Origin of the sequence: Paraburkholderia sp. ZP32-5, assembly GCF_021390495.1 — a bacterium.
Classification (GTDB): domain Bacteria; phylum Pseudomonadota; class Gammaproteobacteria; order Burkholderiales; family Burkholderiaceae; genus Paraburkholderia.
Window position 1 is genome coordinate 1,671,006 of sequence record NZ_JAJEJP010000002.1, and the last position, 22,583, is coordinate 1,693,588.

Genomic DNA, 22,583 nt, shown 5'->3' on the forward strand with positions numbered 1-22,583 from the left:
GTGCGTGGCGGGTTCAATGCCACGCACCGTGCAGCGTGCATGATGCGATCGCGGCTGCGTGAACATCGCCGCTGCGCGGCAACCCCATCAGCAGCGTGTTCGACGTCCGCTACCGCACCTGCCACCAGCGTGGCAACAGCCGCCGCACCTCGGGCCGGCGATAGCGGTCATCGATCAGATGCACGACGCCGCGATCCTCCTCGGTGCGAATCACGCGGCCGGCCGCCTGCACCACCTTCTGCAGACCGGGGTACAGGTACGTGTAATCGTAACCATCGCCGAATCGAGCATCGAGCGTGCGCCGGATCTGTTCGTTGACATCGTTCATTTGCGGCAGACCTAGCGTCGCGATGAACGCGCCGATCAATTGCTCGCCGGCCAGATCGACGCCTTCCGAAAACGCGCCGCCGAGCACCGCGAAGCCGACGCCCTGGTTCATCGTTCTGAAACGCGCGAGAAACGCGTCGCGCGCGGCTTCGTCCATGCCAGGTTCCTGGGCCCAAACCGGCAAGCCAGGATGCCGCTCACGCATCAGCGTGACCACCCGTTGCAGATACTCGAAACTGCTCAGGAAGCCGAGGTAATTGCCCGGCTTCGCCTGATACTGCCGCGCGATCAACTCGACGATCGGCGCAAGCGAATGTTCGCGATCACGCCAGCGAGTCGATACATGGCTAGCGACATGCACCTGCAGTTGTTCAGCGCGAAACGGCCCTTCGACATCGAGCCACCGCGTGTCGTCGGGCAAGCCGAGCATGTCGCGATAGAAATGCTGCGGATGCAGCGTGCCGGAAAACATCACCGTGACGTGCGCGGCCACATAGCGCGGCGTGAGAAACGGCGCCGGAATCACGTTGCGCACACAAAGGGTCGCGCTGGTTTTATCGCGCGACGCGTAGCGGTTGGCATTCAAGCGATCGGCGTTCAACGTGACATCGAAAATCGAATGCTCGCCGAACTGCTCGGCGAGCGCGACGAAATGCATCGCGTCGAAGAAGAACCGCAGTGTGTTTTCGTCGATCGACAACGGCGCGTCGGCCAGTTGATCGGTGACCGTGCCGATCAGATTCTGCGCGACCGACAGCAATTTGCCCGGCACCTCCGCGTAGACCCGATAGCTGTCCGTCTGCGCGCGTTTGACCGCGTTCCATTCGCGCTGCACGCGTTCGAGCGGCTTGCGCAACGCGGCCGGCGTGCTCTTGCGCGCGAGCCTGAACGCCGCCTGATCGAGCGACGCGGTGTACATGCGCCGCGCGCGTTCGACCAGGTTGTGCGCCTCGTCGACCAGCACGCCGACGCGCCATTGATTGATCTGCGTCAGCGCGTAAAGCATCGCGCTGCTGTCGTAGTAGTAGTTGTAGTCGCCGACCACGACGTCGGCCCAGCGCGCGAGTTCCTGCGCGAGGTAATACGGACAGACTTCGTGGGCCAGCGCCGCGTCGCGCACTGCCGCGCGATCGAGCCGCGGCGCTGTCAGTGCCGCCGCGCGCGCCGCATCCAGCCGATCGTAAAAGCCGCGCGCCAGCGGACAGGATTCGCCGTTGCAGGCCTTGTCGGGATGCTCGCAGGCTTTGTCGCGCGCCACCAGTTCCAGCGTTCTCAACGGCAGCGCTGCATGGCTTGCTCGTAGCGTATCGATCGCATCGAGCGCGAGCGCGCGGCCAGGCGTCTTCGCGGTCAGAAAAAAGATGCGGTCGATGCGCTCTTCCGCGCAGGCCTTCAGCAAAGGGAAAATCGTCGCGAGCGTTTTGCCGATGCCGGTGGGTGCTTGCGCGATCAACGGCTTGCCGTCTCGCGCCGCGCGATACACGGCGATCGCGAGTTCGCGCTGGCCGACGCGAAACGCGCGATGCGGAAACTGCAACGCGGCAAGCGCCGCATTGCGCGCGGCGCGATGCGCGTCTTCCTGCACGGCCCAATCGAGAAACCGCTCGCATTGCTCGACAAAGAAGATCTCCAGTTCGCGCGCGGTGTGCTGTTGCGTCAGCACCGTTTCTTTCTGACTGCCGATATCGAAGTACACGAGCGCGACCGTCAATCCGGCGAGCCCGCGCGCGCGGCACAGCAAATGACCGTACACGAGCGCCTGCGCCCAATGCAGCGTGCGATGGTTCGCGGGCATGCGCGCGAGTTCGCCACGATAGGTCTTCACTTCTTCCAACCGGTTCGCCGCCGGATCGTAACCGTCCGCGCGGCCGCGCACGGTCAGGCCGCGATGCGTGCCGGTCAGCGTGATCTCGCTTTCGTAACCGCTCGCGCGCCGCGCGGCGACCGCTAGATGACCTGCCATGCCTTCAAGCGATGTCGGCGCGGGCGTGAAGCGCAGATCGAGATCGCCGCGCCGCGCGGTGAATTCGCACATCGCGCGCACGGCTACCACGTAGGTCATACGGTGCGCTCCGCTTCGATCAGCGATTGGGTCTGCGCTTCGATCGCTGCTGCATCCTCCACGTCCTCGCCAGCCCAACGCACGTCGACCACGCGCACCGGCATGCCGTGCTGCGCGCAATACGCGAGCCAGCGAATCTGGTTGTCCTGCAACCGATCGCCGGGCCCCTTCACTTCGATCAGCTCGTAACGCTTGTCGGCCGGCCAGAAACGGATCAGATCAGGCAAGCCCGAACGATTGCCGCGAACGTCACGCAACAGACGCTCGAACCAGAGCTTCAGATGCGCGGCCGGCAGACAGTCGAGCGCCAGTTCGACAAGCTCCGGGCTCAGCAGCCCCCAGAACACGAACGGCGACTGCACGCCCGCCTTGGTGTGCCAATGCCGCAAAATCGTCTCGCGATAGATGCCGCTATCGAGTTCAGCCAGACACGCGGCGAACTGATCGGCGCGGCGCGCATGGAAATCCGGCGCATGCAGATCGGCCGGACCACGCTGGAACGGATGGAAAAAAGCGCCGGGCAACGCCGCGAATATCGGCTCCCAGCACAGCAAACCAAACAGAGAATTGATCAGCGCATTTTCGACGTAATGCACCGGCGCGGCGTCGCGGCTCAGATAATCGCGCACCACGTACTCGACCGCTTGCGGCGCGGCGGGCTTCGGCAACACCAGCGTGCTGCGCGCGACGGGTCGCGCCGCCTGCGCACGCGGTGCCGGCGCGCCGCACTTGCGCCGCAGCCGCGGCAACATGCGCGCGACGCGCTGCGCCTCCTCTTCGCTCTCCGGCGCCGCAACCGCCTGCACAGCGAGCGCCAATGCTTCGTCGCAACGCTCGCTGCGTTCGAGCACGCGAATACGCCGATGTCGCGCGCCGGGCCACGCGCACGCGTCGTACACCGAAAGCGCCATACTCCACTGCTGGTGTCGCTCGCAATCCTGGCCGATCCGGAACAGCAGCTTCGCGCGACGCGTTTCCAGCCACGGGTTCGCGGTTTGAATTGCGCCGACGCCTGCAATCAGTTCGCGCAATGCCGAATCGTCAGCGTTGATCGGCAGCCATTCCAGCGCCTCGCGGCATGCGTGCAGCGCAAGATAGACATCGACGTCCGCGCGCTCCCGGAACGCCCGCGACGACGGCCCGAACGCCACCTTCTCGTACTGGAAGATGCCGAGATCCGCGAGCACGAACTCCGACCAGTCCTGCTGCAGGTTGCCGAAGAACATCAGCCGCAGGCGGTCGCACAGCGGCGCAATCGCCACATGCAGCACATGGTCCGCAGTTTCGCCATGCCATGCGGCGAGCGGGCGTGGTGTGCTGAAAGCCTCGCCAGCGCCATCGCCGTCATCAAACGCGCGCAGCGTTTCCAGTAGCTCCGGCTTGCGCAACGTCTTCGCGCCGGGAATCAGCGCAATCGCGTGGCTGAACATGTCCAGCAATTGCGCCCGCGTGCTGAGCGCGAACAGGTCGTCGAGCGATAGCGGCGGCTCGGCGTCGACCCAGCCATGCGCGGTCATCGGCTGCGCGGCCTGCAACGGACAACCGATCTCGTCGTAGTCGAGGCGGCTCGCGCGAAACAGCGCGCCCTTGCGCATCAGCATGCGCACCAGCAGCGCGCGCGAGGCTTGCGGCAAGCTCGCGAAAACCGTCAGAAACGTGTGTTCTTCGTCGTCGAGCAGATCGTCGTAACGCGCGGCGAGCCACTCGAGTGCGCGTTCGAAATTGAGCAGGTAATAAGGAACGCCGGAGCGGATCTCCGGCTGGGCAGCGGTTACCACGGGCTTTTTGCATCACCTGTATGTTTATACAGTGATGATAGCAAAGTCCGCTTTGGCAACCGGGCGCTATCGCGCTGCGTTGCCGCCGTGCGACGCCTCCGGGCTAACCCTAATATTTACTATCGTCAGACGAATACCCATTCGAATTATTTATGCACCTAAAAGTTAAACGTTTGCGGCCGTAAACGCACCAGTCGCCTTGCTCCAGTTGGGCCGTCTTCGCGTGCCGGGGCAACGTCGAGCGACTACTTCAAGGGGAGACCTGGTGGCTTTTCAAGATCTTAAAATCGGCACGCGCCTGGCCGTCGGCTTTGGCTCGGTCTTTGTGCTGCTGCTCGTACTCGTCGGACTTGCGCTGCTGCGTTTCGGCTCGGTCCATGCAATCACCGCCGCCAACACCGATGCCTGGGACGGCGCGGATGCCGCTTACACACTCGAAGTGGCAACCCAGGAAACCGCCAGCTACGTCAAGCAGTTGTTCCTTTCGTCCGATCAGGAGCGCGTCGACGCGATCCATAAGGCGATCCAGGGCGAGGCCGAGTTGACGGTCGCTGCGCTCGCAACGATGGATTCGAAGGTCCTCGACAGCGAGGGTAAGGACCTGATCGCGAAAATGCGCGCGCTCCGCGCGCCGTGGGTTGCGGCCCGCACCCAGGTTGACAAGCTGCTGGCCGCCGGACAACGCGACGAGGCAACGCGCGTGATGCTCGAACAAGGCATTCCGGCGATGCAGACGTTCCTGCAGAGCCAGAAGGATCTCGTGACTCACGAACGCAAGATGATGGAAGCCGGCAACGCCGCGGCGTCCGCGAGTACCAATTCCGCGCGTCTTTTCATCAGCACGCTGGCGGCACTGATCATCGTCGTGGGGATCGGCTTCGCGTTGATGGTGACGCGCAGCATCACGCAGCCGATCGCGCAGGCAGTCGAGGTTGCGCGCACGGTGGCGAGCGGCAATCTGACCAGCACGATCGTCGTCAGCTCGAAAGATCAGATGGGCGACCTGATGCGCTCGCTGAAGGAAATGAACGATACGTTGAGGCAGACGGTCGCGGGCGTGCAGAGCGCGGCCGGCGCGATCACGTCGGCGACCGTGGAGATCGCCGCGGGTAATACCGATCTGTCGCAGCGTACCGAGCAGCAGGCGGCGTCGCTCGAAGAAACGGCGTCGAGCATGGAAGAGCTGACAGCCACGGTCAAACAGAACGCGGACAACGCGAAGCAGGCCAGCCAGCTCGCGATGGATGCATCGACCGAAGCGGCCCGCGGCGGCGAAGTCGTTAGAGACGTCGTCGCGACCATGCATGCGATCTCCGATGGTTCGAAGAAGATGGCGGACATCATCGGCATCATCGAAGGCATCGCGTTCCAGACCAACATTCTCGCGCTGAACGCGGCGGTGGAAGCCGCTCGCGCGGGCGAACAGGGACGCGGCTTTGCCGTCGTCGCATCGGAAGTGCGCAGTCTCGCGCAGCGTTCGGGATCGGCGGCCAAGGAAATCAAGGATCTGATCGATGCGTCCGGCAGCAAGGTCGACTACGGCTCCGAGCAGGCCGATCGCGCCGGTCACGCGATGACGCAGATCGTCGAAGCGATCAACCGCGTCACCAGTGTGATGGGTGAAATCTCGGCCGCCTCCGACGAGCAAAGCTCGGGCATCGAACAGGTCGGGCACGCGGTCGAGCAGATGGACCAGGTCACCCAACAGAACGCGGCGCTCGTCGAGCAGGCGGCCGCCGCGGCGACCTCGCTGCAGGACCAGGCTCATCAGCTGCAGCAGGTGGTGTCGGTGTTTCGTGTCGATGCGGCTGCGCACAGCACCGCCGCAACGCGCCGCGAAGCGGGCACCGCCCAGTATCGCGCTGCACTCACCTGAACGGACAGTCTCTCCCACGGGAGCGCGCCGATGAACCGCGCTCCCGTTCCCGATCGTCTTGATGAACCCGCGTCATCCCCCGTCTGCCGCGTGCCACGCACCGCGGGAAAAGCAGACAACGCTGCTGCCTTCCCGGGCTGTCACACGGCATTTTTCCTGCTCTTCACTTCCTATCCATGAAGCCCAATTCTTCGATCGTCCACCCGATTTCCGATTCCGCTCCCGAGTCCGTTCCTGAGTCCTTCTCACGGCGCCGTCTGCTTCGCAACACGGCGGTGATGGGCGCGGCCGCCGCCCTGCTCCCTCCGCTGGCGGGCTGCGCGGCACTCTCCACTTCCGGGCAAAAGCCTGGCAGCGTGTCAGCCGGCGATCTGCCGCAAAGTATTGCTGACGCCGGGCAAGCGCTGCGCAGCGGCAAGTACTCGTCGGAGGAACTGACGAGAGCCTATTTGCAGGCTATCGCACAGTTTCAGCCGAAGCTGAACGCCTTCATCACGATCACCGGCGAACAGGCGCTTGCCGACGCGCGCCGGCTCGACCAGGAACTGAAGGCCGGCAAGGACCGCGGTCCGCTGCACGGCGTGCCGATCGTCCACAAGGACCTCTACGATACGAAGGGCGTGCGCACGACCGTCGGCAGTGGTTTCTTCCGCAACCGTATTCCGACCGACGACGCCGCGGTGGTCACGCGTCTTGCCGCCGCCGGCGCCATCACGCTCGGCAAGACCAACATGAACGAATTCGCCGCCGGCATTACCGGCACGAACGAGTTCTTCGGCGACATTCATAACCCGTGGGATCTGACGCGCTCGCCGGGCGGTTCGTCGAGCGGCACGGGCGCGGCCATCGCCGCCGGACTGTGCCTCGCCGGCACCGGCTCCGACACGGGTGGCTCGATCCGCGTGCCGTCGGCATGGGACAACCTGACCGGCATTCGTCCGAGCTTCGGCCGCGTCAGTCTGACGGGTGTGTTCCCGCGTTCGTATAGCCTCGACTGCGCCGGCCCGCTTGCTCGCAGCGCGCAGGACGCGGCGGTGATGCTGTCGGCAATGGCCGGCTACGATGCCAGCTACAAGTATTCGGTCAACGCGCCGGCCGAAGACTTCAGCAAGAACCTGCATCAGGGCGTGAAGGGTCTGAAGGTCGGCATCATCAATCAGTACACGTTCCGCGACGTGGATGCCGATGTCGCGCACGCCGTCGAGCAGGCCGCGCGAACGCTCGAAGCGCAGGGTGCGCAGATCGTGCCGGTGGATATTCCGCTGCTCGCGAAGCCGCTCGATCTGTCGGCGCTGTTCACGATTCTGCTGTACGAGTTCAACCAGATTCTCGGCGACCAGTTCCGCGCGGCACCCGACAAGAACCAGTTCGGCAAGATCGTTCAGAGCGATATCGCGAAGGGAGAGAAGATCTCGCGTGACAGCTACGAACATGCATTGACCGCGCGCAAGCAACTGCTCGCGCAGTTCAATCACGCGTTCACGCAGGTCGATGTGCTGATCACGCCGACGATGCCGACCACCGCGCCGATCCTCGCGCCGAGCGGGCCGGCTTATGATCGCGGCCGTCAGTTCATGTTGCCGATCAGTTGGACCGGCTTGCCGGCGATGTCGGCGCCGTGCGGTTTCGATTCGCAGGGTTTGCCGATCGGTATGCAACTGATCGGCCCGGCGTTGCGCGAAAGCCTGTTGTTGCAGGTGGCTAATGCGCACCAGAAGGTGACGGACTTCTATCTGAAGCATCCGCCGATTTACGCTTGATCGCGTTGACCGCGGTCTGATCACGCGGCGTTTGTGCGCGGTACTCCCATGCACAAACGCCGTGTCCATTCGCGATTCAGGCCGCGAGCCACACGACCGTCAGAGAACGCACGCCCTGTGCGCCGCGAATCAATACACCCTCGATATCGGCGGTTGCCGAAGGGCCAGTGACGAGTGCCGCGTAACGCGCGCTGCGGAAGTCATCGCGGCGATAAACGTCCTGCAATCCATCGAGCAATTGCGCTGGGTCGAGCAGCACGACCAGATGCTGGACGATATAGCCCAGCGCATTCACCACGTACTCGCGCTCGCTGAACCACACCGAACCCGTTTCAGCAACACCAAAGCGTGCGCGCACCACACCGACGTCGATGTCTTGCAACGAAATCGGCTCCGTGTTCGCGGAGATCGCGCGCGTGCCCGGCACCTCGGCCGTCGCCGATGCAATCGATGCGTCTGCACCAAAGCGTTCGCGAATCAATTCGCTGACCTCGCTTGCACTCGCCGCGTCGACGGAGGTGCCGCCCATCGTTTGCAGCGCCGCGGTGAAGCGTGCACGCGGATCGCCGCCCGGCGAATCGAAAAGCGGCACTTCGGGGCGAGTCGTCGCGGCCGGCTGCGCGGCGCGCACTTTCGCGAGAAAAGCCTCACGCGTTGCCATCGCCACCTCCGCGATTCTTTTTGTACCACGCATGAAAAGTCATCTTCGGTGCATCCGGCAATTCACGTTGCTTGCCCCAGATATTCAGCGGGTTATACAGCACGAAATTAGGCAGTCGCCGTAATGCGCTGCCCATCGACGACACCGTCGCGCGATACAAGGTCGGACTCGACAGCAAGCGCCCCGCCATCTTCAGCACTTCCTGCTTCACGAACGGGACTTCATGTTTGTCGGCAATCACCGTGCGCCATTTATAGATCTGCTCGTGAATATTGATCCTGACCGGACACACATTCGTGCAACTGCCGTTGAGCGTCGACGCAAACGGCAATGCGCTATAGCGCTTCAGATCGAAGGTCGGATTGATGATCGCGCCGATCGGCCCCGAATAGGTGCCGCCATACGAGAGCCCGCCGCTGCGCCGATACACGGGACAGGTATTCATACACGCGCCGCAGCGAATGCATTTGAGCGAGTACCAGAAGTCCTCCATCGCGAGCCGTTCCGAGCGGCCATGATCGACCAGGATGAAATGCATCTCGGTGCCGGGGCGCGGTGCGCGAAAATGCGACGTGTACTGGGTAATCGGCGAACCCAACGCACTGCGCGACAGCATGCGGATAAACACGCCGAGATCCGACACCTTCGGAATCAGCTTCTCGATACCAATCGACGCAATATGCAGTGGCGGTACGTTCGCGGACAGATCCGCATTGCCCTCGTTCGTGCACACGACAACGGTGCCCGTCTCCGCAACCGCGAAATTGCAGCCGGTCATGCCGGCCGTTTTCTCGCGCACGAAATACGGCCGCGTATTCATGCGCTGGCTTTCGGCGAGATAGTGAATGTCGCTATTCTTGGGATCGGTGCCGATCGTGCGGCCGAACAGTTCGGCCACGTCCGCGCGCAACTTGTGCACGGCAGGCACGACCATATGGCTCGGGTCCTGATGATCCAGTTGCTGGATGCGCTCGCCGAGATCCGTTTCCATCACGGTAATGCCGCGCGGTTCGAGGTATTCGCGCATCTTGCATTCGTCGGTCAGCATCGACTTGCTCTTCACGAGCGTGGTCATGCCGCGTTCGGACATCACCTGATGGACGATCGCGTTGTGCTCTTCCGCTGTTGCGGCCCAATGCACGACCACGCCATTGGCCTCGGCCGCCGCCGCGAACTGTTCCAGATAGTCCGCCAGATGCGACAGCGTATGTTCCTTGATACCCGACGCGAGGGTTCGCAGCGTTTCCCATTCGGCAATGCCATGAGCCTGGGCATCGCGCTTCTCGCGCAAATCCCACAGACGCCGGTCGTGAAACGCGACGTGCTCGGTCTTCTGGATAAACGCGCCCGCCGCCTTCGCGTGGTCAATACGTTGATCGCCGCGGCTCATGCGCGCGCTCCATTGAGAACCTGCGCGATGTGAATGAAACGCGCGTCGGCCTTCATGCGTTCCGCGCAACCCTGCTGATGCATCAGGCACGACATGTCGCCGGACACGATGTATTCGGCGCCGGCATTCAGATGATCACGCACCTTGTCCTGGCCCATGCGTACCGACACCGCCTCTTCGGTGACCGAGAACGTACCGCCGAAGCCGCAGCACTCGTCGGGCCTCGTCGGCTTGACGAACTCGATGCCTTTGACGCCCTCCAGCAACGTACGCGGCTTCGAAAACGGCGTAGCCGCGATTTCCGACACCGATGCTTCTTTCAGATGTCGCAACGCGCTGCAGCTATTGTGCAGACCGACCCGATGCGGAAATTCGGCCCATGGAAATTCGCGCGCGCCGACCACGTCGTGCAGGAACTCGACCAGCTCATACGCGCTCGCGCGAACCTTCTTCACCTCGTCGGTCTGCTCGATCGCGGTCAGGTGCGCGCGCACGTGATGAATGCAACTCGCGGACGGCCCGACGATATAGTCGTAGCCCGCGAAGTTGCGCGCGAACAGCCGCTCGGTGGCCGCCGCATCGGCATGCGCGCCGCTATTGCCCATCGGCTGGCCGCAACAGGTTTGCTCCTGCGGATAGTCGACGTCGATACCGAAGCGTTCGAGCAGTTCGAGCGTGGCAATGCCGACCTCGGGATAGAACGCATCGATAAAACACGGGATAAACAGCGCGACTTTCATAGTCTCTTTGGAAAAAACGGCGGGGGATGAGAACAGTTCCGGCCTGCCGGCCAGTCTGGTCATGTTGGTCTGACCAAGACTATAAAAAAGTCCCGCGACGGTGTCAATCAGGGGCTTGGGGGCCTGCCGCCGCGCGCTAAACGCGCGCCGCGCAGGCTCAGGAATTCACGGTTGCGGACGGCTTCGCCGCATCGTCCTTGTAGATTTCGCGCACGAAAGCCAGATGCCTTTCGGCGGCCTTGCGTGCCTTTTGCGCGTCGCGCGCGACGACCGCGTCGTAAATCGCGCGATGCTGGCTCATCAACTGCTTTTCCATCGAGTCGTCGTAATCGATCAGCCGATGATATTGCCGCATCCCCTCGCGAATCAGCGTATGAATGCCGTGCATCACGTGCGCGAGCGCGACGTTGTGCGTCGAATCGGCAATGGCAAGGTGAAACGCGGCGTCCAGTTCGGCGAGATTCACACGATCTCCCGACTGCGAAGCGGCTTGCAATGCGTCGAACGCAACGCGGATTTTCTTCAGATCCGCGGCGGTCGCGCGTTGCGCGGCATAGACCGTCGAAATCGCTTCGAGACCCTGGCGCAATTCCAGAATATCGGCACTGGTACGCGGATTCTGCAGCAGCAGTTCGGCGAGCGGCTTCGAGATAATCGGCGCGGTCACATCGACGACCGTAAAGCCGCCGCGCCCCGACGTTTCGATATACCCATCCGCTTCCAGCCGGATCAGCGCCTCACGCAACGACGGTCGCGACACGCCGAGTTGCGCCGCCAGATCACGCTCCGCCGGCAGCCGGTCGCCGGGCATCAGCGTGCCCTCCGAGATCAGTTGTTTGATCTGTTCGGACACCACGTCGGAAATACGCTTGCGGGTAAAGGACGGGATCGGGGTGAATGGCATAGGGCTGCGATCGGTAAAGCCGGTTGACGAAGCAGCCGGCAACGGCTGCTTCACAGTGCGTGGAATTATACCGTTCGATACCGTCCGCCTCGCGCATCAATCCTTCGAGCGCGGCGCGGTATAGAAGCTCACCAGATCGCGCTTGAGCGCATGCAACGCGGCATCGTCGAGATAGATCATATGACCGGTCGGATAGTAAGCGAGCCGTACATTTTCGCGCAGCGGCCCGTCGATGCCCAGGTGCGCGAGCGCATATTCGGTTGCATAGAACGGCGTGGCCAGATCGAAATAACCGTTCAGCGACATCACACGCAACTGCGGATTCTGCCGCATCGCTTCGGCCAGGTCGCCGGCCGCATAAGGCAACTGCAAACGCTCGCCCCACCATTCGCGGTGCTTCCAGTCCCATTGCGTCAGCGCTTCGTCATTGAAGACCTTGTACGGCTCCGTGGGGATAAAGTGCAGATCCTCCGCGAGATACTGATGAAGCGACGCGTTGAACGCGTTCGACACGCTGTTCACCGATGCATCGAAGTCGGGATGTTCGGACGAGTCGTCGTAATCGATCCCTTCGAAACGCGCGTCGTAACGGCCGACGCTGCGCGACTGATCGCGCAGCAACTCGCTGCGAAAACGTCCTGGATAAAGACGCAGCCGGTTGCGCTTCACGAACCCCACGTCGAGACCGGTGAAATACGCAATACGCGCGGCGATCGCATCGCGTTGATCGGCGGGCAACGCATCGCCCTGCGCGAGTGCCTGTGCATAGGGTCCGCGCGCGAACGCACGCGCGTCGTCGAGAAACGCAGCCAGGTTCGCGGGCTTCGGCGTGATCTTGTCGTGGTACCACGCAATCGCCGCGAAGCTCGGCAGATAGCTTTCGCTCTTGAAATCGGAGCCAGGTGAGAACGCGGAAGAATCGAGTACCGACGACATCAGAATCACGCCGTTGAGCGCGATATTGCGCTGCCCCAGTTCGTACGCGAGCATCGCGGCGCGCGCGGTGCCATACGATTCACCGAGCAGATACTTCGGCGAATTCCAGCGCTGGTTCATCGTCAGATAACGATCGATGAATTGCGCAAATGCGCGCAGATCCTGATCGACACCCCAGAAGTCCTTGCCGGTGCCATGGCCGACCGGCTTCGACAGGCCCGCGCCGACCGCATCGATGAACACGAGGTCGGTCGTGTCGAGCAGGCTGTCGGGATTGTCGTCGAGCGTATACGGCGCGGGGGGCGTGTTCGCGGGACTCGATGTGCGCACGCGCTTCGGCCCGAACGAACCCATCATCAGAAACACACTGCCGGCACCGGGGCCGCCGTTGAACAGAAACGTGATGGGACGCGTCGATGGCGTTTTAGTCGGCACCGTATAGGCGACATAGAAAACGCTCGCATTGGCCGCGCCGGTCTTGCCGTCGTGCAGCAGCAGGTTGCCGGCGGTCGCCGTGTAGTCGAGCTTGCGGCCGTCAAGACGCAGCGAATGCGACGTGACGCTGGCGGTTTCCGGCGGCACCGGCACGGCGGGTGTCGAAGAGTTGTCGCTGTGTGGCGGGGTGTCGGCTGCCTCGGTTCTGGCTTTGGTATCCGATGCTGGCTGCGTGTCGCCGCGCGAAGCCGTACGCTTGCGCGGTTCGCCCTGCACGGCGGGCGTGGATGCGGCGCTATCCGTACCCGTCGCCGCGCTCGGCGGATCCGCCGCCACACTACGTTCACTGAACGACGCCAGACTGGCGGCAGCAAGCGTTACCGCCAGCGCAGCCATAGGCAATCGCGCCGACAGCAGCCGGCGCAATGAAGGATGAAAGCCGACGATCATAAAGATTCCGCCACGAGTCGAAACGTGCTGATGTCCCCGGATACCGGCTTCGGGAACGAAGCCGGCGCTCGATTCTTGACGCAAGTCCGCACTACGTCAACCATCGGCACCGCTGCAGCTCAACATTACAAACGGCTTTTGTCGCGGCGCGGCATCGGCACGTCTCCGGCGCATGCTCGCACAAACCACTCGTGGCAAAATCGTGAACGTCTCCGTCGCTTTGTCGAGACCCGCCATGGACCAACCGGTACTGGATGCATTCGACGCAGCCGCGCTGATCCCCGGATTTCGCGCGCCGCAGTTGCCGCAAGGGCAGCCCGACGCGCAGGCCATCGAAGCCGCCGAACACGCGATGCGGCACTGGACGAGCGGCGTCGCCGGCCCTCTGAGGGTTGGCTCCGATACGCACCGCAGCGAAATGTGCCGCATGTTCCGCGAAACCTTCAATCCGTATCGCCCTTCGGTACTCGCATGGCCGCCACTCGAAGCCGCGACGCTCAAGCGCATCGTCGAGTTGCCGATCTGGGACATTGCCGTGCAGACCGAAGGCCGGGCCCGCTTGCGCATGGCTGCCTACGCGGCAACGCTCAGCGACCCGGAGCTACGCGACGCGCTGGCGCTGAATGCGTGGGAAGAAAATCGTCATAAGGAAGTGCTGTCGCGCATGGTGCACGCCTACGGCATCGCACTCGCGAGCGAGCCGCCGTATATCTATCCGAAAGACACCGAATGGGCTTATCTGGTGACCGGCTATAGCGAATGCATCGACAGCTTCTTTGCGTTCGGCCTCTTCGAAGTCGCGCGACGCTCGGGGCTCTTTCCGCCTGAACTGATCGAGACGTTCGAGCCGGTGATGCAGGAGGAGTGCCGCCATATTCTGCTGTTTGCGAACTGGGTCGCGTGGCATCGCGCGCAGCTTTCATGGTGGCGGCGCCTTCGCTTCGAGATCAAGGTCGCGGCCGTATGGGGGTTTCTCGGCTGGGAGCGTGTCGGACTCGCGCGCGCGATGGATGCCGAGGGCAATGTGCACGAGCACGACAACAACTTCACGGTGAACGGCGCGCAGTCGGTGTCGGATGTGGACATCAGCGTGCCGCGGTTGATGCGCCTGTGCATCGAAGAGAACGATCGGCGCTTTGCCGGCTACGACACGAGGCTGGTGCGGCCGCTGACGATGCCGGGACTGGTGCGGTTCGGACTACGGTTCGTCAAGGAGAAACAATGACGTCAAAACAGAAACTCGCCATTTTGCTGCTTGGGGCACTTGCGTGGATCGTCGTCGATCAGCTCACCAAGGCGCTATTCAAAGCGATGCTGACACCCGGTGACGTGGTATCGCTTCTCGCGGGCAGCTTTCTGCTTATCCCCATCTATAACCACGGTGCGTTCCTGAGCCTTGGCGCCGGCATGTCCGAGGCGAGCCGCAACGCCGTTTTCATTTTCGGTGTTCTGGTGATAATCGTCGGCCTCGTCGGATGGGTGGTGCGCTCGCGCCGGATTCGTCGTCTCGAAGTTGTCGCGGTCGCCTGCATCGTGGGCGGCGGCATCAGCAATCTGCTCGATCGATGCTTCTACGGCGGCGGCGTTTTCGATTTTCTGAACCTCGGCATCGGCTATGTGCGTACCGGCGTATTCAACGTCGCGGATGTCGGCATCATGCTCGGCGTCGTGCTGCTTTTGCTCAACGGCATGAAACGTAAGCCGGTTCTGCCGGACGCCGCGACCAGTTGACGCCCGCCAGACGGTTGGTCACTAGCGCGAAACCCTTCACGCAGTCAGCGCCTCAACCCGTCGACAAACTGCGCGATCCGCTCACACGCGTCAATCAGTCTCGCCTCGTCGACCACCAGCCCGAGCCGTACGAACCCTTTCGCCGTGTCCCCAAACGCGCTTGCATCGAGCACTGCTACGCCCTTCGCGCGGAACAGCTGCCACGTGAAATCGACGGTATCGAGCCCGGTGCCGCTCACGTCGACCATCATGAACATACCGGCCTCGGGCAACAGACAACGCAAGCCCGGCACCTGGTGCAAGCGCTCGAACACCACGTCGCGCCGCCGCCGGTAAGTCTCGCGGATCTCCGCGACGATCTCCGCCTTATGCTGCAACGCGGTCAACGCAGCCTGCTGGATAAAGCCCGGCAAGCCGTAAAGCATCGCGAGCGCGAGCCGCCCCATATGTTCGATCAACTCGGCGGGGCCGATCGCCCAGCCGACCCGCCACCCGGCCATTGCATGCGACTTCGACAGACTGCCGAGCGTCACCGTGCGCTCCGCCATGCCGGGCAGCGACGCGATGCTCACGTGCTCACGCTCGAACGTCAATTCCGCGTAGACCTCGTCGGACAGCACCCACAGGTCATGCTCACACGCCAGCCGTCCGATACGTTCGAGGTCGGCGTGCGGCATCACGACGCCGGTCGGATTGCAGGGTGTCGCGAAGAAAATCGCCTTCGTGCGCGGCGTCAGCGCCGCTTCGAGTGCATCGCAGTCGACATGAAACGCGCGAGCGGCGTCGACCGGCACCGCCACCAGCGTCGCGCCCGCCGTGCGTACGCAAGCCTCGTACGTCAGGTACATCGGCTCGGGGACGATCACTTCATCGCCCGCTTCGAGCAGGCACAGCGACGCCGCGAATACGCCGTTCTGCGCGCCGGCGGTCAGTATCACATTGGCCGAAGCGGTGTCGCAGCCGGTCGCGCGCGCATGTTCGGCGGCGATCGCCGCGCGCAGCGGCTCGCGGCCGGCCATCGCGGTGTAGTGGGTGTCGCCGGCGCGTAGCGCGTCGACCGCGCTGTCGACGATCGGCGCGGGCGTCGCGAACTCGGGGTCGCCGACGCTCAGCACGATCACGTCTTCGCCGCGCGTGGCCGCCTGCTGCGCGACACGATGAATTTCCCACGCCGACGTGCGGCGCCCTTGCAGACGTTCGACCAGATTCGAATACTTCATTGCGCTGTCCCGTTTCGCCGATCTGTTTCTATTGATCTATTTCTCTTTGACCCGCCAATGTAATGGCAGGCCGGCAAAACGTCCAGATACGGTCCAGATGCGAAAAAGGGCCATGCGAGCGGACAGTCTCGCATGGCCCTTCACCCACCTTCACCCAATCAATCTTCGTTTGCGCCCCGCCACGGGCGCCCTGCATTAAAGCTGCCGACGCAATTCCGCCGGCGGCACCTTCATCAGATGCCGGTATTTCGCTACCGTGCGCCGCGCGACCAGCACGCCCTGATCCGCGAGCATCTTCGCGAGCGTCACGTCCGACAGCGGATCGCGCGTATTCTCCGCGGCGATCATCTCCTTCAGCAGCGCGCGCACCGCGGCGGCCGAGCAGGTGCCACCGCTTTCGGTACCGAGTTCGCGCGGGAAGAAATGCTTGAATTCGAAAATGCCGCGCGGCGTCGCCATATATTTGTTGCCCGTCGCGCGCGAAATCGTCGATTCGTGCAAGCCGAGTTCGTCGGCCACATCGCGCAGCACCATCGGCTTCAGCGCGATTTCGCCATACTGGAAGAATGCTTTCTGGTGCGCGACGATGCACTCGGCGACGCGCTGAATCGTATCGAAGCGCTGCTGTGCATTGCGGATCAACCAGCGAGCTTCCTGCAACTGCTGCGCGAGCGGCGAACGGCTCGCGCCGGCGGACTGCGCGAACAGTTGCGCATACATGCGATGAATGCGCGCGCGCGGCTGCACCGCGGGATTGATCGACACGGCCCATTTGTTGCGCACCTGACGCACGATCACGTCGGGCACCACGTAGTTGTCCTCGGCGCGGCCATAGCAGTTGCCCGGCTTCGGATCGAGCTTGCGCACGAGCGCGCAGGCGATCCGCAATGCTTCCGGGCTGCAGCCAATCTGCTTTTGCAATTCGGCCTGCTCGCGGCGTGCCAGCCGCTCCAGATGATGCTCGGCAATCTGCAATGCGACGTCGCGTCCCGGCGTATCGTCGGGCAGCGCATGAATCTGCAGCGCCAGACATTCCGACAGCGAACGCGCGCCGAGCCCCGGCCGGTCGAGCGATTGCACGAGACGCAGCGCGACCAGCAACTCTTCCTCGGTCAGCTCGGGTTCGAGATCGACGCTGTCGGCCAGATCGGCGAGCGATTGACGCAAATAGCCGTCGTCATCGAGTGCTTCGATGATGAAGCGCGCCACCGCGCGGTCGCGATCATCGAGACGGTACAGACGCAGTGCGTCGTGAAGTTGCTCGCGCAACGTCGGCTGCGAGCGCGCCCATTCGGCTGGATCGCTGCCGTCCGCGTCGCCCGATTGACGGGTCGAATTGCGCGAGCCGTAGTCGCCCGAAAAGTCGGCCGGCATATCGTCCGGTCCGGCGCTTTCGAGTGCCTCGCTGCCGACACTTTCCGCGGGCAACGTATCGGGCTCGGCGGCGGCCAGCGTATCGGTGGCGGGCAGCGCGCTCGCCTCTTCTCCCGGCGACGTGGTGGACAGCGCGACGTCCTCCGTCTCCGAGGAGTCGTATTCAAGGAACGGATTGGTATCGAGCGCCGTGCGCAGTTCCTGCTGGAACTCTAGCGCCGACAATTGCAGAAGACGCACCGATTGTTGAAGACGAGGCGTGAGTGCAAGCGACTGTCTTGCGCGCAGTTCGATTGAAGGCATTGGAGGAAATCCCGTTCGTTGGTAGCTGAAAGCTCGAAAGCCGTGTGCATTCTTCAGAGCAACAGTCGTACCAGTTCGCACAAGCCGCTGTTTTTCTTACGCTTTGTGCTGTCAGGCGCGCGAATTGCGCAGCGCCCGGACGCCCGTTTTTACAACGTCCCGGCAATTTCCGGTCCATTTCTTTACACCGCCGGCGATGTGGCGCTGTCCGTGTGGCCGTGCCGCTTCTCGTCCGCCTCTGCATCCGCTTCCGCGTTATTCATCAGGTCAAATCCCCCGCTGCAGTGGTTCGGGCGCGGCTCGCGCGTCCAGCCAATTCCATCATCGATCGGCACCCGGGTACGCTGCTTGCAACTCCCCGGGTGTGGACGGACGTTGGCTAGTGCAGGCACGGCATGCGCGTCTTGCAGAAGCCTTCGCCCGGTGTCGAGAAACGGGCCCCTGACGGTACCGTAGCGGCAACGACCCCACGTGTGTCATCAGCGGTTTCGACCGCGATCGGCCACCGGCAACAAGACCGCCATTTTGTTCAACACCCGAAGGAGAAACCATGAAGACGATCCAGCTTCTGAAGACCGCGGGCAGCATTGCTGCCGTCGCTTTTGCCCTGAACGCAACTGCGCAGACGACCGCGCCGCCTCCGGCGGCTTCGTCCGAATCGGTCGGCCAGCATATCGACGACGGCACGATCACGACCAAGGCCAAGGCCGATCTGCTGGCGGCGAAGAACGTCAAGTCGACGCATATCCATGTCAAGACCCGTAAGGGCGTCGTGTGGCTCACGGGTTCGGTGCCTTCGGCCGATGACAAATCGGCGGCGGGAGAAGTTGTTCAGAACGTCAAGGGCGTAGAGAGCGTGAAGAACCATCTGAAGATCGTCGCCGATTAATCGCGACTCATAGGGTTTGCGTGCATTCGGTGTAGTGGCGTAACGAAGAGAGCCGGCTCATGCCGGCTCTTCTTTTATAAGCTTTATATAAGCGATAAAACGACGGCCCGTGTCATCACAACACGGGCCGTCTTCTGCTGCGCTAACGCGTTAGCGCTTGTTAGTGCTTCATCGCCGCATACTGATCCCGCAGATCGCGCACCCGGTCATGCGTTTGCAGCACGCCGTGATATTGCCGCTCGACGATTGCGCGCACATCGGCCGGCAGGTCCTTTTCGAGCGCGTCGTGATAGTGCTTCTTCGCGACGTCCTCGCCCTTTTCGCACTCGGCGAGAATGGCATGGTCGCTGCGATCGGCCACGGCCGATCTGACGTCGACCCAGCCGCGATGCAGCGCGCCGGTCATGCTGCCGCCAGTTTCGGGCTTGCCGCCCATCGCCTGAACCGCGTCCTGCAACTCGCGCGCGCCGCGCGAGCAGTCTTCGGCATTGGAGCGAAACATCGCCTTCAGCTGTTCGTCGTGCGCATCCTCGGCTGCCTTGAGAAAGCCTTTTTCGCCGTCCTTCGACGTTTCGACCAGATCGTTCAGCACGGAAACAACGTTGGTAGTCATTCAATACCTCCAATGGTTTCGTTCACAGCGAATCCACCGTGCGGAGTTCGTTAGCGCATTGCGATCCAACGACCTCGCAAGCGGTGGGGTTCGGTGAATACGTCGCATGGGCCGTGCCTGGTGTATCGCGATGCGGGGCTTCCGGTGCAGCGCCGCACCGCACGATTCACGACTCGAATCACGCCCGCTTCTCGGCAAACTCGTTAAGCGGCTGCGGCGTCCGCAACGGATCGAAGTCGGCCCAGCGTCCCTGTTGCCAGCGGCCCGTCGCTTTCTCGATCGACACGCCGCCCGCGTCGCGCAGCACCCGCGCGGCGTCGAGCTGATTGTCCGGTGACACGTGCACCGCGACCAGCACGCCGGAGTCGCGCGACTCTTCGTGAAACGGAACCCGGTGACCGGCTGGGTCATGCTTGCGCGTGCGCGACATCGCGCCCACCAGCGAGCCGACATAAGCGCCCACGCCGGCTGCGATTAACGACACGAGCAATGGCGCGGAAAACGCCGCGAAAATGGCGACGCCGATTACCGCGCCGATCACCGCGCCAATGGTCACGCCCATTCCCGCGCCCTTCGGCGCGTCGCGCGCGCCGGGATCGGTACCGGTGTCGCCGCCGATCGGATAACGGGCATGCTGACCGCGCGGATTGACGAAAAACAGCGTGACGTCCTCCTCGACGAAACCTGCGTCGAAGAGCTTTTGGGCCGCGCTTTCCGCGGCTGGAAAGGTCGTAAAGCGTGCTGCGACGATGAGTGACATATGGCCTCCTTGCATCGTTGAACGGCGTTCGCGGACCCTGCTGCCGCCGCCCGTGCAGTTCGCCTGAGCGAGCGCGTTGCGGCGCGGCATACGGCGGCGCTAAGCGGTAGCGCCGCGATCCGGCTCCATGCCTTCGACTCTGAACAGTCCGCTATGCAACACTACGCCCTCTCCGTTGTTCTGGTCGAGTGCTTCCGCGCAGACCGAACGGATGCGCTGGCGGCCCTTGTCGTAGGCGGCGATCAACGCCGCTTCGAGCGCCGACTCGGCGCCGAAATGATCTTCCAGTGCTTCGGCGGTAATCGCGCACTCGACCGGTTCGCCGTCCACGCGCGCGATAAAACGAACCGTCAGGTTTGCGCCGTCGAACGCCGGTGTGTCGTCGGGAAAATTGATCTGCATAAGAGAGTCCTCATAGGCAGGGCGCGGAGCGATCGCGTTCATGACGAACCCTTCATCTGGCCGGCGAGTTGCTGCGCCATCTCGAGGTGATGTTTGATGATCGGCAATGCCTGCTTTGCCGCGGCCTTCAACTGCGCGTCGGTACCGCTTTCGCTTTGCTGCTGGAACAGATCGACCGCGCGCTGATGCGCTTCCACCCCCACCTGCTCCACATAGGCCTGATCGAACGCAGTGCCCTTCAACGTCTGCAGCTTGCCGACCAACGCGGAGTCCGCTGAAGGCGTCGGCTTAAAGCCCTTCTTCGACACCAGCTCGGCCATGCCGTGAGACAGCTTCGTGTGGTCCTTGATCATCTGCTGCGCGAATTTCTTCACGTGCGGATCCTGCGAGTTTTTCAGCGCGATCTTGCTGGCGGCGATTTCGGTTGCATCGGACTTCGACGCTTCCAGCACGAACTGCTGATCCGCCGGCGACAGCTTCGTCTCATGGGCCGGCGCGGCACTCGCAGGGGCATCGCTCGCCTGCGCGCGGGCGCTGTCGATCGCCGCGGCGCTCAGCCCGAAAGCGGCTAGCGCTGCAGTCAATACTTGTAGGGAATACCGGAATTTCATGCATTTTCTCCCTGTTGATCCCTGTCGATTCAGCGCGACGTCAGCGCTCGGAAAGCGTCGGCGCGCCGCGCCGGATCCACCACTTCACCACTGCTTCTATGCCGCCTTGCGTTTGCCCAGTTGCGCAATCAAGGTCTTGTTGAAAGCGGGAATGTCGTCGGGCTTGCGGCTCGAAATCAGATTGCCGTCCTCGACCACTTCCTGATCCACCCATGTGCCGCCCGCGTTGCGGATGTCATCCTGCAGGCTGGGCCAGCTCGTCACCGTGCGTCCCTTGATGATCCCCGCCGATACCGGCAGCCACGTGCCGTGGCAGATCACCGCGATCGGCTTCTTCGCATTGTTCGCGGCCTGCACGAAAGCCTGCGCGCGCGGCAGCAGACGAATCGCATCGCCATTGACGACGCCGCCGGGCAGCACGACCGCGTCGTAGTCGTCGGGGTTCGCCTGATCGAAGGTCGTGTCGACCGCGACCGCGTCACCCTTGTCGACGTGTTTGAAGCCCTGGATTTTGCCGGGCTTCGCCGAAATCACGTGCACGGTGGCACCCGCGTCGGCGAGCGCGCGTTTCGGCTCGACCAGTTCGGCCTGCTCGAAGCCATCCATCGCCAGTACTGCCACCTTGTAGCCGTTCAGTGCATCAGTCATGCGTACTCTCCTTCGTGCGCTTCGCGCGGCGGCGCGTGGGCGTTGCTGTTGCCTTTGCCTTTGCTTGTCGCTTGTCATGGGTAGGCATGGCATAAGCAGGGCGCGGCGCCGTTAAAACGGTGGTCAGCAAAACACGTGCCTATCTGTGCGTGCCCTACGCCCAGCGTGTGCACGGTGTTTCACCGGGTTGGATTGGTCGAAATGCGGCTTTCCCGCGTTCGTCGTCTCTACTGCTTCGCTTATGAGCCGGCTCAGGCGCCGCTTTCGTCTTCGCTCGAAAGGTCTTCGCCGGGCGGCACGCGCGGATCGACCACGTGGTCCGTATCGATGTCGCGGTCCGGTTCCAGCGTCGAATCGCCATCGGCCGATGCGCGCTCGCCGGTGCCGGCGCGGTCGGTGTCGCTGCCGAGTTCGGAGTCGCCGGTTTCGAGTGCGTGATTGTCGAGTTCCGAATCGACATCGAATTCGTGACGCTTCGCGCCGGCGACATCGCTGCCGCTGTCGGACGAATCGCTGGGGCCGAGCGCGCCGGTCGTGCCGGCCGTCTGCTTGACGATGTGCTGCGGCTCTTCATCGGGATTCAATGTGCTGCTCATGGAAGCTCCCTGTTCGGTTGATCACCATCACGGTGGCGCAAGGACCGTTCCGCTGGGTGTATTCGATGGCTGCGCAACGACGTTGCACCGGCAGCGCATCGACGCCCCATTGGCATC

Annotated in this window: 20 protein-coding genes; 5 read left to right on the forward strand and 15 right to left on the reverse strand. The window is 63.1% G+C overall.

Features of this window, described 5'->3' with window-relative positions:
• Positions 1-109 precede the first annotated feature (109 nt).
• Together L0U82_RS26095 and L0U82_RS26100 are read right to left on the reverse strand one after the other, a co-directional pair.
• On the reverse strand, positions 110-2,389 hold the full coding sequence (locus tag L0U82_RS26095) for an ATP-dependent DNA helicase (RefSeq protein ID WP_233835696.1): 2,280 nt from the start codon (positions 2,387-2,389) through the stop codon (positions 110-112).
• Positions 2,386-4,167: a VRR-NUC domain-containing protein gene (locus L0U82_RS26100; RefSeq protein WP_233835697.1), complete on the reverse strand. Its 1,782-nt coding sequence runs from the start codon at positions 4,165-4,167 to the stop codon at positions 2,386-2,388. Before L0U82_RS26100 ends, L0U82_RS26095 begins: the two co-directional genes overlap by 4 nt.
• A gap of 265 nt (positions 4,168-4,432) precedes the next feature.
• Here L0U82_RS26100 and L0U82_RS39910 point away from each other — a divergent pair, with 265 nt between their 5' ends.
• The gene (locus L0U82_RS39910) at positions 4,433-6,043 is read left to right on the forward strand and encodes a methyl-accepting chemotaxis protein (protein WP_326489760.1); all 1,611 of its coding nucleotides are present in this window, start codon (positions 4,433-4,435) and stop codon (positions 6,041-6,043) included.
• Between the two features lie 176 nt (positions 6,044-6,219).
• On the forward strand, positions 6,220-7,803 hold the full coding sequence (locus L0U82_RS26115; RefSeq protein ID WP_233835698.1) for an amidase: 1,584 nt from the start codon (positions 6,220-6,222) through the stop codon (positions 7,801-7,803).
• A gap of 76 nt (positions 7,804-7,879) precedes the next feature.
• Here L0U82_RS26115 and L0U82_RS26120 read toward each other — a convergent pair whose 3' ends face one another.
• From L0U82_RS26120 to L0U82_RS26140, 5 genes are all read right to left on the reverse strand, one after another.
• Positions 7,880-8,464 (reverse strand): LutC/YkgG family protein, encoded by a 585-nt coding sequence (locus tag L0U82_RS26120; protein WP_233835699.1) that lies wholly within the window; start codon positions 8,462-8,464, stop codon positions 7,880-7,882.
• Entirely contained in the window at positions 8,451-9,854 is a 1,404-nt protein-coding gene (locus tag L0U82_RS26125; RefSeq protein WP_233835700.1) for a lactate utilization protein B, read from the reverse strand. Before L0U82_RS26125 ends, L0U82_RS26120 begins: the two co-directional genes overlap by 14 nt.
• The gene (locus L0U82_RS26130) at positions 9,851-10,594 is read right to left on the reverse strand and encodes a (Fe-S)-binding protein (protein ID WP_233835701.1); all 744 of its coding nucleotides are present in this window, start codon (positions 10,592-10,594) and stop codon (positions 9,851-9,853) included. The genes L0U82_RS26125 and L0U82_RS26130 overlap by 4 nt, the downstream gene beginning before the upstream one ends.
• 157 nt (positions 10,595-10,751) lie before the next feature.
• Positions 10,752-11,498, reverse strand: coding sequence for a FadR/GntR family transcriptional regulator (locus tag L0U82_RS26135; protein ID WP_233835703.1), 747 nt, complete (start codon positions 11,496-11,498; stop codon positions 10,752-10,754).
• Between the two features lie 96 nt (positions 11,499-11,594).
• Entirely contained in the window at positions 11,595-13,319 is a 1,725-nt protein-coding gene (locus L0U82_RS26140; protein WP_233835704.1) for a S10 family peptidase, read from the reverse strand.
• A 235-nt stretch (positions 13,320-13,554) separates the two neighbouring features.
• Between L0U82_RS26140 and L0U82_RS26145 the strand changes: the two genes are divergently transcribed.
• Both L0U82_RS26145 and lspA read left to right on the forward strand, forming a co-directional pair.
• Entirely contained in the window at positions 13,555-14,544 is a 990-nt protein-coding gene (locus L0U82_RS26145) for a ferritin-like domain-containing protein (RefSeq protein ID WP_233835706.1), read from the forward strand.
• Positions 14,541-15,050: a signal peptidase II gene (lspA, locus tag L0U82_RS26150; RefSeq protein WP_233835708.1), complete on the forward strand. Its 510-nt coding sequence runs from the start codon at positions 14,541-14,543 to the stop codon at positions 15,048-15,050. Before L0U82_RS26145 ends, lspA begins: the two co-directional genes overlap by 4 nt.
• Before the next feature lie 44 nt (positions 15,051-15,094).
• Here lspA and L0U82_RS26155 read toward each other — a convergent pair whose 3' ends face one another.
• Both L0U82_RS26155 and L0U82_RS26160 read right to left on the reverse strand, forming a co-directional pair.
• On the reverse strand, positions 15,095-16,270 hold the full coding sequence (locus L0U82_RS26155) for a pyridoxal phosphate-dependent aminotransferase (RefSeq protein ID WP_233835709.1): 1,176 nt from the start codon (positions 16,268-16,270) through the stop codon (positions 15,095-15,097).
• Positions 16,271-16,465: 195 nt separating this feature from the next.
• The gene (locus L0U82_RS26160; RefSeq protein ID WP_233835710.1) at positions 16,466-17,947 is read right to left on the reverse strand and encodes an RNA polymerase factor sigma-54; all 1,482 of its coding nucleotides are present in this window, start codon (positions 17,945-17,947) and stop codon (positions 16,466-16,468) included.
• Positions 17,948-18,497: 550 nt separating this feature from the next.
• Here L0U82_RS26160 and L0U82_RS26165 point away from each other — a divergent pair.
• Positions 18,498-18,836: a BON domain-containing protein gene (locus L0U82_RS26165; RefSeq protein ID WP_233835711.1), complete on the forward strand. Its 339-nt coding sequence runs from the start codon at positions 18,498-18,500 to the stop codon at positions 18,834-18,836.
• A gap of 160 nt (positions 18,837-18,996) precedes the next feature.
• On the opposite strand, the gene L0U82_RS26170 is transcribed toward L0U82_RS26165, so the two are convergent.
• The 6 genes from L0U82_RS26170 to L0U82_RS26195 form a co-directional block, all read right to left on the reverse strand.
• Positions 18,997-19,449 carry a PA2169 family four-helix-bundle protein gene (locus L0U82_RS26170; protein WP_233835712.1) on the reverse strand — a complete coding sequence of 151 codons (453 nt, stop codon included), beginning with the start codon at positions 19,447-19,449 and terminating at the stop codon, positions 18,997-18,999.
• 178 nt (positions 19,450-19,627) lie between these two features.
• Positions 19,628-20,209, reverse strand: a complete 582-nt coding sequence (locus tag L0U82_RS26175; protein ID WP_233835713.1) for a hypothetical protein — start codon at positions 20,207-20,209, stop codon at positions 19,628-19,630.
• A gap of 99 nt (positions 20,210-20,308) precedes the next feature.
• Positions 20,309-20,653, reverse strand: coding sequence for a DUF1488 domain-containing protein (locus L0U82_RS26180; protein WP_233835714.1), 345 nt, complete (start codon positions 20,651-20,653; stop codon positions 20,309-20,311).
• Positions 20,650-21,222, reverse strand: coding sequence for a DUF4142 domain-containing protein (locus L0U82_RS26185; protein ID WP_233835715.1), 573 nt, complete (start codon positions 21,220-21,222; stop codon positions 20,650-20,652). The genes L0U82_RS26180 and L0U82_RS26185 overlap by 4 nt, the downstream gene beginning before the upstream one ends.
• Positions 21,223-21,318: 96 nt before the next feature.
• Positions 21,319-21,870 (reverse strand): type 1 glutamine amidotransferase domain-containing protein, encoded by a 552-nt coding sequence (locus tag L0U82_RS26190; protein ID WP_233835716.1) that lies wholly within the window; start codon positions 21,868-21,870, stop codon positions 21,319-21,321.
• Positions 21,871-22,121: 251 nt separating this feature from the next.
• Positions 22,122-22,466: a chemotaxis protein gene (locus L0U82_RS26195; protein WP_233835718.1), complete on the reverse strand. Its 345-nt coding sequence runs from the start codon at positions 22,464-22,466 to the stop codon at positions 22,122-22,124.
• Positions 22,467-22,583 lie beyond the last annotated feature (117 nt).

Excerpts from the sequence above, each read along its gene's own strand:
- L0U82_RS26095 (WP_233835696.1), bottom strand. The coding sequence starts at position 2,389 with ATGACCTACGTGGTAGCCGTGCGCGCGATGTGCGAATTCACCGCGCGG.
- L0U82_RS26115 (WP_233835698.1), top strand. The coding sequence starts at position 6,220 with ATGAAGCCCAATTCTTCGATCGTCCACCCGATTTCCGATTCCGCTCCC.
- L0U82_RS26120 (WP_233835699.1), bottom strand. The coding sequence starts at position 8,464 with ATGGCAACGCGTGAGGCTTTTCTCGCGAAAGTGCGCGCCGCGCAGCCG.
- L0U82_RS26125 (WP_233835700.1), bottom strand. The coding sequence starts at position 9,854 with ATGAGCCGCGGCGATCAACGTATTGACCACGCGAAGGCGGCGGGCGCG.
- L0U82_RS26130 (WP_233835701.1), bottom strand. The coding sequence starts at position 10,594 with ATGAAAGTCGCGCTGTTTATCCCGTGTTTTATCGATGCGTTCTATCCC.
- L0U82_RS26135 (WP_233835703.1), bottom strand. The coding sequence starts at position 11,498 with ATGCCATTCACCCCGATCCCGTCCTTTACCCGCAAGCGTATTTCCGAC.
- L0U82_RS26140 (WP_233835704.1), bottom strand. The coding sequence starts at position 13,319 with ATGATCGTCGGCTTTCATCCTTCATTGCGCCGGCTGCTGTCGGCGCGA.
- L0U82_RS26145 (WP_233835706.1), top strand. The coding sequence starts at position 13,555 with ATGGACCAACCGGTACTGGATGCATTCGACGCAGCCGCGCTGATCCCC.
- lspA (WP_233835708.1), top strand. The coding sequence starts at position 14,541 with ATGACGTCAAAACAGAAACTCGCCATTTTGCTGCTTGGGGCACTTGCG.
- L0U82_RS26155 (WP_233835709.1), bottom strand. The coding sequence starts at position 16,270 with ATGAAGTATTCGAATCTGGTCGAACGTCTGCAAGGGCGCCGCACGTCG.
- L0U82_RS26160 (WP_233835710.1), bottom strand. The coding sequence starts at position 17,947 with ATGCCTTCAATCGAACTGCGCGCAAGACAGTCGCTTGCACTCACGCCT.
- L0U82_RS26165 (WP_233835711.1), top strand. The coding sequence starts at position 18,498 with ATGAAGACGATCCAGCTTCTGAAGACCGCGGGCAGCATTGCTGCCGTC.
- L0U82_RS26170 (WP_233835712.1), bottom strand. The coding sequence starts at position 19,449 with ATGACTACCAACGTTGTTTCCGTGCTGAACGATCTGGTCGAAACGTCG.
- L0U82_RS26175 (WP_233835713.1), bottom strand. The coding sequence starts at position 20,209 with ATGTCACTCATCGTCGCAGCACGCTTTACGACCTTTCCAGCCGCGGAA.
- L0U82_RS26180 (WP_233835714.1), bottom strand. The coding sequence starts at position 20,653 with ATGAACGCGATCGCTCCGCGCCCTGCCTATGAGGACTCTCTTATGCAG.
- L0U82_RS26185 (WP_233835715.1), bottom strand. The coding sequence starts at position 21,222 with ATGAAATTCCGGTATTCCCTACAAGTATTGACTGCAGCGCTAGCCGCT.
- L0U82_RS26190 (WP_233835716.1), bottom strand. The coding sequence starts at position 21,870 with ATGACTGATGCACTGAACGGCTACAAGGTGGCAGTACTGGCGATGGAT.
- L0U82_RS26195 (WP_233835718.1), bottom strand. The coding sequence starts at position 22,466 with ATGAGCAGCACATTGAATCCCGATGAAGAGCCGCAGCACATCGTCAAG.